The 14,771-nt window shown below is 72.5% G+C and carries 9 protein-coding genes; all 9 read left to right on the plus strand.

The features are described from left to right. The first annotated feature begins 128 nt into the window (after positions 1-128). The 9 genes from OG776_RS13095 (at position 129) to OG776_RS13135 (ending at position 14,770) form a co-directional block, all read left to right on the plus strand. Positions 129-1,604 carry a sugar transferase gene (locus tag OG776_RS13095; protein ID WP_329320751.1) on the plus strand — a complete coding sequence of 492 codons (1,476 nt, stop codon included), beginning with the start codon at positions 129-131 and terminating at the stop codon, positions 1,602-1,604. Positions 1,605-1,677: 73 nt separating this feature from the next. Beyond that, on the plus strand, positions 1,678-2,997 hold the full coding sequence (locus OG776_RS13100) for a nucleotide sugar dehydrogenase (protein ID WP_148010944.1): 1,320 nt from the start codon (positions 1,678-1,680) through the stop codon (positions 2,995-2,997). Beyond that, the gene (locus tag OG776_RS13105; protein ID WP_148010943.1) at positions 2,987-4,258 is read left to right on the plus strand and encodes a glycosyltransferase family 4 protein; all 1,272 of its coding nucleotides are present in this window, start codon (positions 2,987-2,989) and stop codon (positions 4,256-4,258) included. The genes OG776_RS13100 and OG776_RS13105 overlap by 11 nt, the downstream gene beginning before the upstream one ends. Further along, positions 4,248-5,615, plus strand: a complete 1,368-nt coding sequence (locus OG776_RS13110; protein ID WP_329320755.1) for a Wzz/FepE/Etk N-terminal domain-containing protein — start codon at positions 4,248-4,250, stop codon at positions 5,613-5,615. The genes OG776_RS13105 and OG776_RS13110 overlap by 11 nt, the downstream gene beginning before the upstream one ends. Beyond that, positions 5,612-7,132, plus strand: coding sequence for a Wzz/FepE/Etk N-terminal domain-containing protein (locus OG776_RS13115; RefSeq protein ID WP_148010941.1), 1,521 nt, complete (start codon positions 5,612-5,614; stop codon positions 7,130-7,132). Before OG776_RS13110 ends, OG776_RS13115 begins: the two co-directional genes overlap by 4 nt. Positions 7,133-7,134: 2 nt before the next feature. Then, complete coding sequence (asnB, locus tag OG776_RS13120; protein ID WP_329320757.1) at positions 7,135-9,069, plus strand: asparagine synthase (glutamine-hydrolyzing); 1,935 nt, start codon at positions 7,135-7,137, stop codon at positions 9,067-9,069. Positions 9,070-9,098: 29 nt separating this feature from the next. Further along, positions 9,099-11,288, plus strand: a complete 2,190-nt coding sequence (locus tag OG776_RS13125; protein ID WP_187285723.1) for a bi-domain-containing oxidoreductase — start codon at positions 9,099-9,101, stop codon at positions 11,286-11,288. Beyond that, positions 11,285-13,243, plus strand: a complete 1,959-nt coding sequence (locus OG776_RS13130; protein WP_148010939.1) for a heparinase II/III family protein — start codon at positions 11,285-11,287, stop codon at positions 13,241-13,243. Before OG776_RS13125 ends, OG776_RS13130 begins: the two co-directional genes overlap by 4 nt. Before the next feature lie 9 nt (positions 13,244-13,252). Continuing rightward, positions 13,253-14,770, plus strand: coding sequence for a right-handed parallel beta-helix repeat-containing protein (locus OG776_RS13135; protein WP_148010938.1), 1,518 nt, complete (start codon positions 13,253-13,255; stop codon positions 14,768-14,770). Position 14,771 lies beyond the last annotated feature (1 nt).

Consider the following 14,771-nt stretch of genomic DNA (forward strand, 5'->3'; position numbering starts at 1 on the left):
TGATCGACAGCGCGGGAGGCGGGGGCCTCCTGTGGGGAGGAACAGCGCGGCACGGGGGGCGGGGGCCTCCCGAGGCTACGTACAGGGTGCGGCGATCACGCCGAACCACTGGGGACCTGGGGGGTCTTGTGCGGCAAGGGGGAGTGGTCAGCCCGTTTCCGTCGGCGCGCGAGCGTCTGACGGACGGGACCGTCAGCCAGACAGCCATCGACTGGGAACAGCGGTACCGGCGTGCCGTGATCACCAGTGACACCGTGGCCACCGCGTGCGTGGTGGCGGCGATCGGCAACTTCTTCGGGGCCCGGGACGCGGCCAACTGGCACGAGAAGTGGGGGATCCTGGCCTTCGGCACCGAACTGCTGGTGCTGGCGGCCCTCGCCATCGGCCGCGCGTGGGCTCCGGCCGTACTCGGCCAGGGGGCCGAGGAGTTCCGCCGGCTCGGACGCTCGCTGTTCGCGGCGACCGTCGTCCTGGCGCTGGGCGGGATCGCCCTCACCTCGCGCAACATCAAGCTCTGGATCTTCGTCGCGATCCCGGCGATCGCGCTCGTCACCATGACCGCGCGGTACCTGCTGCGCCTGTGGCTGCACAGACAGCGGAAGGAAGGCCGGTGTCTGCGACCGGTGCTCGCCGCCGGAAGCCCGGCCACCGTGCGCGACCTGATCAACCGGACCCGCAAGTTCCCGCACCTGGGCTGGCGGGTGGACGCGGTGTGCACGACGGACGGCCTCGGGCTCGACGGCGAGCTCGACGGTGTGCGGGTGGTCGGCCGGCTGACGGACGTCGCGAACCACGTCCGCCGCGACGGCTACCGTGTCGTCGCGGTCACCCCGGACCCGCACTGGTCGCCGGCCCGGCTGCAGCGGCTGGCCTGGAACCTCGAGGGCAGCGACGCCGAGATGGTCGTGGCCCCCGTGCTGATGGAGGTGGCCGGCCCGCGGCTGCACATCGACGCGGTGCTCGGGATCCCGCTGCTGCGGGTCAGCATGCCGACCTTCACCGGGGGACGCCGGGCGGTCAAGGAGGTCGTCGACCGGCTGGGCGCGGCGATCCTGTTGCTGCTGTTCTCGCCGCTGATGGTGTTCGTCGGACTGCTCGTGCTCGCCGACAGCCGGGGCGGGGCCTTCTACCGCCAGCGAAGAGTCGGCAAGGACGGCCGCGAGTTCACCATCCTCAAGTTCCGGACCATGGTGGCCGGGGCGCACGCGGCACGGGCCGCGCTGGCCGCCCGCGACGAGGGCGCCGGACTGCTGTTCAAGGTCCGCCGCGACCCGCGGGTGACCCGGGTGGGGACGGTGCTGCGCCGGTACTCGCTCGACGAGCTCCCGCAGCTCTTCAACGTGCTCGCCGGATCGATGTCGCTCGTCGGTCCGCGGCCCCCGCTGCCGGAGGAGTCCGCCGCCTACGGTCCGGACATCCGGCGGCGGCTGCTGGTCAAGCCCGGACTCACCGGGCTGTGGCAGATCAGCGGACGCAGCGACCTGTCCTGGGAGGAGGCGGTGCGGCTGGACCTGCGGTACGTGGAGGACTGGTCGCTCGCCCTGGACACGGTGATCCTCTGGAAGACGCTGCGGGCGGTGCTGTACGGGCAGGGGGCCTACTGATGTGCCGACGCCGCCGTCAGGCCGGTGCGCGGACCGCAGGCCGCAAAGGCCTGCCTGGGGGGAGGAACGAGTCATGAGAGTCAGCGTTTTCGGGCTCGGCTACGTGGGCTGCGTGTCGGCCGCGTGCCTGGCCAGCATGGGTCACGAGGTCGTCGGGGTGGACGTCAGCCAGGTGAAGGTGGACCTGGTCAACGACGGCAAGGCCCCGGTGGTGGAGGAACGTATCGGCGAGCTCATCGCCGACGTCGTGCGGACCGGAGCGCTGCGCGCCACCGGTGACGTCCGCGAGGCGATCATGGACAGCGAGGTGTCGCTGGTCTGCGTGGGCACGCCGTCCGAGCCCAACGGCAGCCTGTGCACCACCTACTTGGAGCGGGTCACCGAGCAGATCGGGGCCGCGCTGGCCGAGCGGGGCGGCCGGCACACCGTGGTGTTCCGCAGCACCATGCTGCCGGGCACCTGCCTGAACCTCCTGGTGCCGATCCTGGAGAAGTACGTCGGCGGCACCGCCGGAGTCGATGTCGGGGTCGCGGTCAACCCGGAGTTCCTGCGCGAGGGCACCAGCGTGCGGGACTTCTTCGACCCGCCGAAGACGGTCATCGGCGAGCTCGACCGGGCGAGCGGGGACGCGGTGGCGTCGCTGTACGAGGGGCTGCCCGGCGAGGTGTTCCGGGTGCCGGTCCCGACGGCCGAGGCGATCAAGTACGCGGACAACGCGTTCCACGGCCTCAAGATCGGCTTCGCCAACGAGCTGGGCGCGGTGTGCCAGGCGCTCGGGGTGGACTCGCACCAGGTCATGGACGTGTTCCTCGCCGACCGCAAGCTGAACATCAGCTCCGCCTACCTGCGGCCCGGGTTCGCCTTCGGCGGCTCCTGCCTGCCCAAGGACCTGCGCAGTCTGGTCCACGCGGCGCAGCGGGCCGACGTGTCGGTGCCCATCCTCTCCCATGTGCTGCCCTCCAACTCCGACCATCTGCAGCGGGCGGTGGAGCTGGTCGAGCGCACCGGCAAGCGCCGGATCGGGCTGTTCGGGCTGTCTTTCAAGCCCGGCACGGACGACCTGCGCGAGAGCCCGCTCGTGGAGCTGGCGGAGAGGCTCTTCGGCAAGGGCTACGACCTGCGGATCTACGACGCCAACGTGAGCCTCTCCCGGCTGCTCGGGGCGAACCGCGAGTACATCGAGACCCGGCTGCCGCACCTGGCGCAGCTCCTCGCGGACTCCGTCGACGAGGTGCTCGACCATTCCGAGGTGTGCCTGGCCGGGACCAGGGATCCGGCCGTGCTGTCGGCGCTGCCCCGCGGCGGCGACGGCCCGGTGATCATCGACCTCATCCACCTTCCCGATGCCGACGCGCGACGGACCGAACCGGGGTACATGGGCCTTGCTTGGTAACACGACCAGTGGCGGACGGCCGGGCCGGCGTGCGCTGATCCTGGTGGAGAACCTGTCGGTGCCGTTCGACCGACGAGTGTGGCAGGAGTGCACGACACTGCGCGACGCGGGCTGGACGGTGCACGTCATCTGCCCGCAGGGAAGCAAACGGGACACCGAGCCGGAGGCGGAGATCGACGGGGTGCGGATCCACCGCTACCCGTTGCGCGCCGCCACCGGAGGACCGGCCGGCTATCTGCGCGAGTACGGAACGGCGTTGTGGCACACGCTCCGGCTGGCCCGGAAGGTCGGGCCGGTCGACGTGGTCCACGCCTGCAACCCGCCCGATCTGCTGTTCCTGCCCGCGCTGTGGCTGAAGCGGCGCGGAGCCCGGTTCGTCTTCGACCAGCACGACCTGGTGCCCGAGCTGTACCTCTCCCGGTTCGGCCGCGGCGAGGACCTGCTCTACCGCGCCGTGTGCGCGCTGGAGCGGCGGACCTACCGGGCCGCGGACGTCGTGCTCGCCACGAACGAGAGCTACCGGGACGTCGCGGTGCGCCGTGGCCACCGGCGCCCGGAGGACGTCTTCGTGGTGCGCAGCGCGCCCGACACCGACCGGTTCCGTCCCGTACCGCCCGAGCCGGAGCTGAAGCGCGGCAAGCCTCATCTGCTGTGCTACCTCGGCGTCATGGGCCCGCAGGACGGCGTCGACTACGCCCTGCGGTCCCTCGCCAAGCTGCGCGACGAGGTCGGACGGACCGACTGGCACGCGGTGTTCGTCGGCGCCGGCGACACCTTCGACGCGATGGTGGACCTCTCCCGGCGGCTCGGGCTCGCGGAGCAGGTGGAGTTCACCGGCCGCATCCCGGACGCCGACCTGGTCCGCTACCTGTCCACCGCGGACGTGTGCCTCTCGCCCGACCCGCACAATCCGCTCAACGACGTGTCGACCATGAACAAGGTCCTGGAGTACATGGTGATGGGCCGGCCGATCGTCTCGTTCGACCTCCGGGAGGCGCGCGTCTCCGCCGGGGATGCCGCCCTCTACGCGCCGGCCGACGACGAGTCCGAGTTCGCGAAGCTCGTCGCGCTGCTGCTGGACGATCCGGAGCAGCGGGCCCGGATGGGCAAGCTCGGCCGGGAGCGGATCGGCGGGCCGCTCTCCTGGCGGAACTCCCAGCGATCGCTGCTGGCCGCGTACGCCGCCGCCTGCCGGGACCGGGCTCCCGGGCCGGCGGGCGTCCCGACCGGGCAGGACGGAGGTGGCGGCGATGAGCGATGACACCATACGGCTGGTCACGATCGGGCGGATCGTCCGGCGGCGCTGGCGGCTCCTGGCCGTCCTCGCCCTGGTGGGCGCTCTCGTCGGCTACGGCGTCTCCCTGCTGTTTCCGCCGCGCTACACGACATCGGCGTCCGTGCTGCTGCCGGGGGCGTGGGAGGACCGCGAGCTGCTGACCCAGGCCGAGATCGCCACCAGTTCGGTGGTGGTCGACCGCGCGGCCACCACGCTCGGCTGGGCCGGGGTCAGCGGCAGCGACCTGCGGGACCAGGTGAGTGCCAAGGCCACCGACGGCAACATCATCAAGATCTCCGGCACCGCCGAGACCCCGGAGCGCGCGCAGCAGCTCTCCGACCAGGTGGCCCAGCAGTTCGTCACCTTCGCCGCGCGGATCGTGGACGACAACGCCGACCCCGAAGCGGCGGCGCAGCTCGAGGAACTGCAGCAGATGGTGGTGCAGACCAGCCGCCGCATCACCGAGCTGGCCGACGCGGCCGATCCCGGGCAGACGGTGGAGAGCGTGCAGACGCGCACCGAGCTCGAGAAGCTGCGCACCTCGCTGCAGGAGGCCGTCAACAAGCTGGACCAGGCCGACCCGGCCGCCAACAAGGCCAACATGGTGGTCATGGGGTCGGCGGCCCGGCCGACCGGCGAGGCACCGCCGACCAGGGTCCAGCTCATCGTCGCCGGGGCGCTGCTGTTCTTCCTGGTCGCGGTGATCGGCCACCTCACCGCCGCGCGGATGAGCCGCCGGCTGCGCACCCAGGCGGAGATCGCCGCGGCGCTGGGTTCGGCCCTGCTGGGTACCGTCGACGTCCCCGGTGACCGGCGCGCGCACCGGCCGGGAGGCCGTGGCGTACGGGCCCGGTTCCGCCGGCTGCTGGGCGTCGACGTCCGCTGGGACATCCCGACCCCGCGGACGTCCGGCGACGAGGCCGGGACGCGGCTCCGCTACCGGCGGGTGTGCGCCCGGCTCCGGGACCAACTGCCTTCCCCCCGGCGGCTGCTGGTGGTCGTCCCGGACGGCGACACCATCGCCCGCCGGGCCGCGGGGCTGCTCGTCACCGAGGCCGGGGGCGATCCGCTGCTGCGGGTGGTCGAGGTCTCGGTGTCCGACCCGATGGTGCCGGACCGCGGCACCGAGTCCGGTGCGCTGGTGGTGCTCAGCGCGGGCAGCTGGACCGCGGCCGAGCTCTCCGGCATCGCCGAGGCGTGTGTGGACGCCAAGCACGAGGTCGTCGGCATCGTCCTCGCCGGCCCGGTCCGGGCCCGTACGACACGGCCCGCCGGGCCGCCCGCGGAGGCCGCCGCACCGGTGCTCGCGGTCGGTCACGACGCAAGGGGAGGTTCAAGGTGACGACGAGTACATCTTCGGAGTCGTCGGCGGCCGCCCCGCTGCTCGACCTGCACGCACTGGTGGTGGCGGTCCGCAGGCGGCGCCGCCTCTGGGGCTCGATGGCGCTGCTCGGGCTGCTCGTCGGCGCGGCGGTGGCGGTCCTGATGCCGACTCCGCCGACCGCGGTGGCCAAGGTGCTGGTCGCGCACCAGGAGGACCAGCCGAACGATCCCGGAACGCTGATCCGTACCGATGTCGCGCTGCTGCAGACCACGCGGATCGCCGACCAGGCCCTGCGGTCCCTCGACTCCCGTGAGAAGCCCGAGGACTTCATGCGGGACTACACGGGCGTCGGGCTGACCAACAACCTGATGCAGATCACGGTGACGGCCGACAGCGACGCGGAAGCGGTGTCCCGCGCCAAGGCGCTGGCCGACGCGTTCGTCGCGGACCATGTGAAGCGGATCCAGGCGGCCGCGGACGCCGAGTCCAAGGCGCTGCTCGACCAGCGGGACCGCATGCAGACCGAACTCGCCCAGGTCAACAAGGCGATCGGGAAGGGCACTCCGGAGAGCGGGCCGGGCACCTCGGCGAACCTGGAGTCGCTCTTCGCCCGGCGGGCCGAACTCACCTCGCGGATCACCGATTTCGCCCAGCGTGCCGCGGAGGCACGCGTCGGCACGCCTCAACTGGTCGCCGGCACACAGATCGTGGACGCGCCGCGCGCGGTGAAGCACTCCTTGCCGAAGACGGCCGCCACCGACGCCGCGATCGGGCTGGTCCTCGGTCTCGTCCTCGGGCTCGCGGCGGCCGCGGTCGGCACGGTGGTGGCGGACCGCCCCGTGCTGCGCCGGGACATCGCGGCGAACCTCGGCGCGTCGGTGATCGCGGAGCTGCCGCGCCGGACGCCCCCGCTGTGGGGGCGCCGACGGGTCCGGGCGGCACGCGAACGGCTCACCACGTCCCTGGCCCGCACCGTGCGCGGATCCGCCGATCCGGTGTCGCTGCTCGAACTGGGCTGTGCGCGCGGCGCGAGCGTGATCGCCCTGGACCTCGCCCGGGCCCTGGCAGCGGACGGACCGGTGGCCGTCGTCGACGGTCTGCCCGGACGGCAGCTCGCCGGCCGGCGGCCGAGGCCGGGAGACCCGGCCGTGGTCAGCGGCGAGCGTGCCGCCGACATGCCCCCGCAGGAACGCCGGCTCGGTGTCGGCTCGGTGGCGCCCGGCACGGCGTGGACGGACCTGCAGTACCTCGGCACGCAGACGGTGCTCGTCGTGCGTGCCGGGCACGGAAGCGCCGCATGGCTGCACACGGTGGCGCGGCAGCTCGCGGACCAGCGCATCCCGGTGATCGGAGTGGTGCTGATCGACCCCGACCGGCGTGACCGGACCGACGGCACGCTGTGGGACGGGCTGCACACCGCGCTGCGCGGGCACAACGAGCGGTCGGCCCGGCAGAACGTGGCGGGCCAGCGGCGGACGGAGCGGCTGCCGATGTGGGCGGCACGCGTCCCCGAGAGCGACCAGGAGGCGCGGTAGACATGTGTGGCGTCGCAGGGACCTACCGATGGCCGGACGGCAAGGCCGTGGCCGACCGGCTCACCGACATCCTCGCCCACCGCGGTCCGGACGGGGCGGGCCGCTACAGCCACCCCGTCGGCGACGGCGAGGTGCACCTCGGACACCGCCGGCTGGCCATCGTCGACCTGTCCGAGACCGGGGCCCAGCCGATGGCCTCGGACGGCCTCGTCCTGACGTACAACGGAGAGCTGTACAACGCGCCCGAGCTGCGTGCCGAACTGGCCGCCGCCGGGGTGCGCTTCCGCGGTACCTCCGACACCGAGGTGGTGCTGGAGGCCTGGCGTCGCTGGGGCACGGACTGTCTGCCCCGGCTGCGCGGCATGTTCGCGTTCGGGATCTTCGACGAGCGCACCGGGGAGCTGGTGCTCGCCCGTGACCAGCTCGGCATCAAGCCGCTGTTCCTGCTCCGGCGCGGCGAGGGCCTGGTGTTCGCCTCCGAGCTCAAGGCGCTGGCGGCCGTGACCGGCGGTTCGCTGGAGGTGGACCACGGGGCGCTGGTCGCGTCGCTGCTGTACTACTGGGTGCCGGACTCGCGGTGCGCGTTCCGCGAGGCGGAGAAGCTGCCGCCGGGGAGCTGGCTGCGGTGCCGGCCCGACGGCCGGGTGGAGCGCGGCCGTTACTGGCATCTGAAGGACGTCGCCGCCGAGGGCCAGGAGCGGATCCGCAGCGGCGAACAGCCCGATCTGGCCGCCGTCGTGGAGGAGTCGACCCGGCGGCACATGCTCTCCGACGTCCCCGTGGCGACCTTCCTCTCCGGCGGTCTCGACTCCAGTTACCTGACCGCGCTCGCGGCCCGCCACCAGCCCGGCATCTCCGCCTACACGATCGGGTTCCGCGCCGAGGACGCCAGGTTCGAGGCGATGCCGGACGACCTGCGCTACGCCCGGCAGGTGGCCGAACGGTTCGGCGTCGACCTGCACGAGATCGAGATCGCTCCGAACGTGCTCGACCTGCTGCCGCAGATGACGTACGCCCTGGACGAGCCGATCGGCGACCCGGCCGCGATCAACACGTTCCTGATCTGCTCGGCCGCCCGGGAGGCCGGGGTCAAGGTGATGCTCTCGGGGATGGGTGCCGACGAGCTGTTCGCCGGGTACCGCAAGCACCTGGCCAACCTGCTCGCGCTGCGCTACCAGCGCGTCCCGCGTCCCCTGCGGCGCGGCCTGTCCGGGGTCGTGGACCGGCTGCCGGTCGCGACGGCCCGCCGGGGTTACCGGTCGGTGCGCTTCGCGAAGCGGTTCCTGTCCTTCGCCGACCTGCCGGAGGAGACCGCGTTCCGGCGCAGCTACACCATGTACGACCAGGCCGAGCTGCTCGCCCTGGTCGATCCGGACCTGGCCGGGACGGTCGACGACGTGCTGACCGAGCACGCGGACGTCTACCGGGACAACGAACTCGACGACTTCGTCAACCGCATGTGCCTGGGTGACGCCCGGATGTTCCTGCCGGGCCTGAACCTCGCCTACACGGACCGGTCGAGCATGGCCGCCTCCACCGAGGTGCGGGTGCCGTACGTGGACGTCGAGGTGGTCAGGGCGGCCTTCGCGGTGCCCGGTGACCGCAAGATCGTCGGACGGCAGGGCAAGGCCGTCCTCAAGGAGGCCGCCGCCTCGGTCCTGCCGCGGGAGATCGTCTACCGGCCGAAGGGCCTGTTCAGCGCCCCGCTGCGGGCCTGGATGAGCAGGGATCTGGCCCCGCTGGTGCGCGAGGTGGTCAATGACGGCGTGCTCGTCCGTTCGGGGCTGCTGCGCCGCGACGCGCTGGCGCGCATGGTCGCCGAGGACGCCGCCGGGCAGCGGGACTTCTCCAAGCACCTCTGGCATGTGCTGACCCTCGAGTACTGGTACCGCGACGCGACCTCCGGGTCCGGCCAGCACACTCGCTCGGCGGCGTAGAAGGCAGTTCTGAAACAAGGGGACTTCGCGTGAAACAGGTTGTGCAGAACTACAAGAGCGGCGAGCTTGCGGTGCTCGACGTGCCGGTGCCGGGGTGCAAGCCGGGCGGTGTGCTGGTCCGCACCGCCTACTCGCTGATATCCACCGGGACCGAGCTCATGAAGGTGTCCGAGGCCGGCATGTCGATGCTGGGCAAGGCCCGCTCCCGGCCGGATCAGGTGGCCAAGGTCATGCAGAGCGTGGCCACCAACGGGGTGCCCGCCACATATCGCAAGGTGATGGGCAAGCTGGACTCCTACACGCCGCTGGGCTACTCGCTGTGCGGGGTGGTCGAGCAGGTCGGCGCCGGGATCGACGACGTGAAGGCCGGCGACGTCGTGGCCTGCGCCGGCAACGAGCACGCGCTGCACGCCGAACTCAACTGGGTTCCGAGAAACCTCTACACCCCGGTACCGGACGGCCTCGCGCCGCGGCACGCGGCCTTCGGCACCGTCGGGTCGATCGCGATGCAGGGCGTCCGCCAGGGCGCGCCGCAGCTCGGCGAGGTGGCGCTGGTCATCGGCCTCGGGCTGATCGGGCAGCTGGTGGCGCAGCTCCTCACCGCCGCGGGGGTCCGCGTCGTGGGGGCCGACCCCGACCCGGCGCGCTGCGAACTCGCCGAGCGCCTGGGCGCGGCGGCGTGCGGCGATCCCGCGTCCGCGGCCGTGGAGGCCGCCGTCGCCGAGCTCACCGACGGTCACGGCGTGGACCAGGTGTACCTGGCCGCCGGCGGTGGCAGCAACCAGCCCGTCGAGCTGGCCGCGCGGCTCTGCCGGGACCGCGGCCGGGTCGTCGACATCGGCAAGTGCCGCCTCGACCTGCCGTGGAACGCGTACTACGAGAAGGAGCTCGACGTCCGGTTCTCCCGCAGCTACGGCCCCGGGCGCTACGACCCGGAGTACGAGCTCGAAGGGCGGGACTACCCGATCGGTTACGTGCGCTGGACCGAGCGCCGCAACCTGGCGTGCTTCCTCGATCTCCTCGCCCGCGACCGTGTCGACGTGGAGCCCCTGGTCTCCCACGTCGCCGACTTCGACGACGCCGTCGAGACCTACGGGCGACTGAAGGACGGCGAACTGAAGGCCGTGGCCGTGCTGTTCCGGTACCCCGGGCAGAAGGAGGAGGCGGAGCCGGCGGAGGCACCGGTGGTGGCGGTGCCCGCGGTGCGACGCGGCGGCGCGGCACCCTCTCCGGCCCGGTCCGCCGGGACACCGGTGCGGCTGGCGTTCGTCGGCGCGGGGAACTACGCGACGTCGATGCTGCTGCCGCACCTGGCGCAGCGCGACGGCGTCGAGCTGTCGACCGTCGTCACCACCACGGCGCTGTCCGCGGCCAACGCGCAGCGGAAGTTCGGTTTCGCCGGGGCGACCACCGATCTCGACGCCGTGCTCGGCGACAAGTCCGTCGACGCGGTGTTCGTCGTCACCCGGCACAGTTCGCACGCCGAACTGACCCGCCGGGCGCTGCTCGCCGGCAAGACCGTGTTCGTGGAGAAGCCCCTGGCCCTCACCGAGGAGGAGCTGGCCGGCGTGCTCGCGGCGGTCGAGGAGTCCGGCAACGACCGGCTGCAGGTGGGTTTCAACCGGCGCTTCGCCCCGCTGCTGCAGGAGGCGAAGAGCCGGTTCGGTGCCCGGACCGGTCCGGCGAGCCTGCGCTACCTGGTCAACGCGGGCCGGCTGCAGCAGGGCAGCTGGTACCTCCAGCAGGGCACCGAGGGCTCGCGCTTCGCCGGTGAGGGCGGGCACTTCATCGACACGGCGAGCTGGCTGCTGGAGGCCGACCCGGTCTCGGTGTACGCGGCCGCCCCGTCCGGCAACGAGGACCTCCAGGTGGTGCTGCACTACCCGGACGGGTCCACCGCCACCATCAGCTACGTCACCACCGGCGCGCCCGGCTTCCCGAAGGAGACGCTGGACCTGGTCGCGGACGGCAGGGTGCTGCGGCTCGACGACTTCGTCCGTGCCTCGGTCTACGGCCGCAAGCGCTGGGTCAGTTCACGGCTGCCCAAGGCCCGGGACAAGGGCCAGTCCGCGGAACTTGCCGCGTTCATCAAGGCCGTCAGGACCGGCGGCCCGATGCCGGTGCCGCTGGAGTCGCTGGTCGCCACCACGGCGGCCACCCTCGCGGTACGGGCCGGTCTGGCCGGCGGCGTGCCGGTGACGCTGGCGGGCGCTCGATGACCATGAGCGCGGGCTGGTACCTGCGCCGGCTGTCCCGGATGGGGCCGCGGGAGGTCGGCGGCCGGGCGGGCGACGCGGCGCGCAGACGGCGGTGGCGTGCGGCGCCCCCCGACTGCCCGGACGTGACCGGCGCCCGGTTCACCGCCTCGCTGCCCGCGGGGACGCTCGCCGAGGTGCCGTCGGACGCCGTGAAGCGTCTGACCGCCGAGGCGGACCGGCTGATGGACGGGCACGCCGAGTTCTTCGGGGTGGGACGCGACGACCTGGCCGACCCGGACTGGTCGTACGACCCGAGGACCGGACGCCGTGCCCCGCAGGTGTACGCCTTCGACGTGCCGTACCGGGACGAGGAGGCGGTCGGGGACATCAAGCAGATCTGGGAGCCGTCCCGGCACCAGTACCTCACCGTGCTCGCCGCCGCCTACGCGGTCACCGGGGACGAGCGGTACGCCGAGCGGGTGGCCGCGCACCTGCGGTCGTGGTGGGCGGCCAACCCACCGCTGCGTGGCGTGCACTGGACCAGCGGCATCGAGCTGGGCATCCGCCTGCTGTCCTGGGTGTGGATCCGCCGGCTGCTCGACGGCTGGCCGGGCGCGGCCGGGCTGTTCGAGGACAACCCGGTGGCGCTCCGCCAGATCTGGCACCACCAGCGCTGGCTGGCCGCCTTCCCCAGCAGGGGGTCCTCGGCGAACAACCACGTCATCGCCGAGACGGCCGGACAGTTCGCGGCGGCCTGCGCGTTCGGCTGGTTCCCGTCCTCCGCGCGCTGGCGGACCGACGCCCTGCGGTCGCTGGAGCGGCAGTTGAGGGCGAACACCTTCGGCTCCGGTCTCAACCGCGAGCTGGCCACCGAGTACCACGGTCTGGTGCTGGAGCTCGGCCTGGCCGCGGTGGCCGAGGCGGATGCCGCCGGTGTGCCGGTCCCCGGGTCGGTCCGGCTGGTGCTGCTGCGGATGACCGACGCGCTCGCGGCCGTCGTGGACAACCGGCTGCGGCCGCCGCGTCAGGGGGACGCGGACGACGGGCACGGGCTGGTCGTGGACGGCACGGGCACCGACCGCTGGGCCTCGCTGCTGGCCACCGGGGACGCCCTGTTCGGCCGGCTCGCCTGGTGGCCCGAGGTGACCGGTACCGATGTGCGCACCCCGCTGCTGGCCGCGCTCGTGCGGCCGTACCTGGGGAGCGGCGCGGCTCCGGCCGTCTCCCGCCCGGCGAGCCGGCCGGCCCACTTCGCCGACGCGGGCATGACGATCCTGCGGGGTCCGGAGGAGATCTGGTGCCGCTGCGACGGTGGTCCGCACGGTTTCCTGTCCATCGCCGCGCACGCCCACGCGGACGCCCTGTCCGTGGAGGTCCGGCACGACGGGGTCGACGTGCTCGCCGACCCGGGGACGTTCTGCTACCACGGGCAGCCCGCGTGGCGGCGGTACTTCCGGTCGACGCTCGGCCACAACACCCTGCAGCTGGACGACGCCGACCAGTCCGTCTCCGGCGGTCCGTTCCTGTGGACCAGGCAGGCCCGCAGCCGGGTGCTGGCCGCGGACCCCTCCGGGGACGACGTGGCCCGCTGGAGCGCCGAGCACGACGGCTATCAGCGCACCGTGCACCGTCGCCGGGTGGAACTGACGTCCGCGAGCCGGGAGTTGAGGATCGTCGACGAGGTGCGCGGCACGGGCCGCGCCGCGCGTCTGGCGTTCCACCTCGGCCCGGCGATCGGCGTGGAGCTGACGGGGAACCGGGCGGTGCTCACCTGGACCAGGGACGGCGAGGACCGCTCCGCGGCGCTCGACCTGCCCGGCGGGCTGAGCTGGCGCGCACATCGCGGCGAGAGCGATCCGCCGCTCGGCTGGTACTCCGCGGGCTTCGGGCGCAAGGAGCCCGCGACCACGCTGGTCGGCACCGGATTCGCCGACGGTACGGCGGAGTTCACCACCGTACTCAGGTTCCACGGTTAGGGAGGACGCTTGGTGATCAAGTGGCGGCACCGGGCGTTGCCGGCTGCACTGCTGGCACTGACCCTGTCGGCGGCGACCGGCTGCGACAGCACGCCGGGCGCGCGGCCGAAGCCGACCGCTGCGCCGTCCACGTCCGTGGCACGGGTGTGCGCCGAGCCGGCGGCCGGGCCGGCGAAGGCGCCGGCGGGCGCGGTGACGGTCGACCCCTCGGTCGCCGGTGACCTGGCCGCGAAGACCAAGAGGAGCCCCCCGAACACCACGTTCTGGCTCCGTCCGGGCAAACACCGTCTGGATCCGGACCGATTCGCCCAGGTCATCCCCAAGAAGGGGGACACCTATCTCGGTGCGCCGGGCGCGGTGCTCGACGGCCGCAAGACCAATCGGTACGCGTTCGGCGGCGGCGCCCGCGACGTCACCATCCGCTATCTGACCGTGCAGGGCTTCGTCGCGCCGCGCGACGAGGGCGTGGTCAACCACGACTCGGCCGACGGATGGGTGATCGAGCACGCGACGATCCAGGACAACTCCGGCGCCGGGCTGATGGCCGGCGTCCGCCAGCAGGTCCGCGACAGCTGCCTGCGCGACAACGGTCAGTACGGCATGAACGCGTACAAGGACACCGGCCTCAGCGGCCTGGTGGTCGAGGGCAACGAGATCGTGGGCAACAACACGGGCGACTGGGAGCGGCGTCAGCCGGGCTGCGGCTGCACCGGGGGCGTGAAGTTCTGGGAGGTCGACGGCGCCGACATACGCGGCAACTGGGTGCACGACAACCGGGGTACCGGGCTGTGGGCGGACACCGACAACAACGACTTCCTCATCGAGGACAACGTGCTCGAGGACAACGACGGTGCCGCGCTGATCTACGAGACCAGCTACAACGCGATCATCCGGAAGAACATGTTCCGGCGGAACAACTGGGTCGAGGGCCGCAAGTACGCCGACCGGGGCGACAGCTTCCCGTTCGCGACCGTCTACCTGTCGGAGTCCGGCGGCGAACCACGGGTCCCCGCCCGCACCGACAAGATCGACATCTACCGGAACGTGCTGGAGGACAACTGGTCCGGGATCACCCTGTGGGAGAACGCCGACCGGTTCTGCAACAGCCCGGCCAACACCTCGTCCGGGGACTGCACCCTGCTCGTGAAGGACACCCACCGCTGCGCGCAGCCGGCGATCGCGAAGACGCCGCTCTACGACGACTGCCGGTGGAAGACCCAGCGGGTGGACATCCACGGCAACCGTTTCACGCTGGACAAGTCCGCCGTGGACTGCACGGTCAAGTGCGACCGCATGGCCGTGCTGGCCAACTACGGCACCTACCCGGACTGGTCGCCGTACCAGGGCGAGCGGGTCGCCGAGGCGATCACCGGCAAGCAGCACAACCGCTGGCACGACAACGTCTACGTCGGGCCCTGGAAGTTCGTCGCCCACGACCCGAGCCGGATCCTCGACTCCGGCCAGTGGCAGGGCGCGCCGTACGGGCAGGACGCGGGCAGCACCTTCCGCGCACAGGACGGTGACTGAG

The sequence above is a fragment of the Streptomyces sp. NBC_01689 genome (assembly GCF_036250675.1).
Lineage (GTDB): Bacteria > Actinomycetota > Actinomycetes > Streptomycetales > Streptomycetaceae > Streptomyces.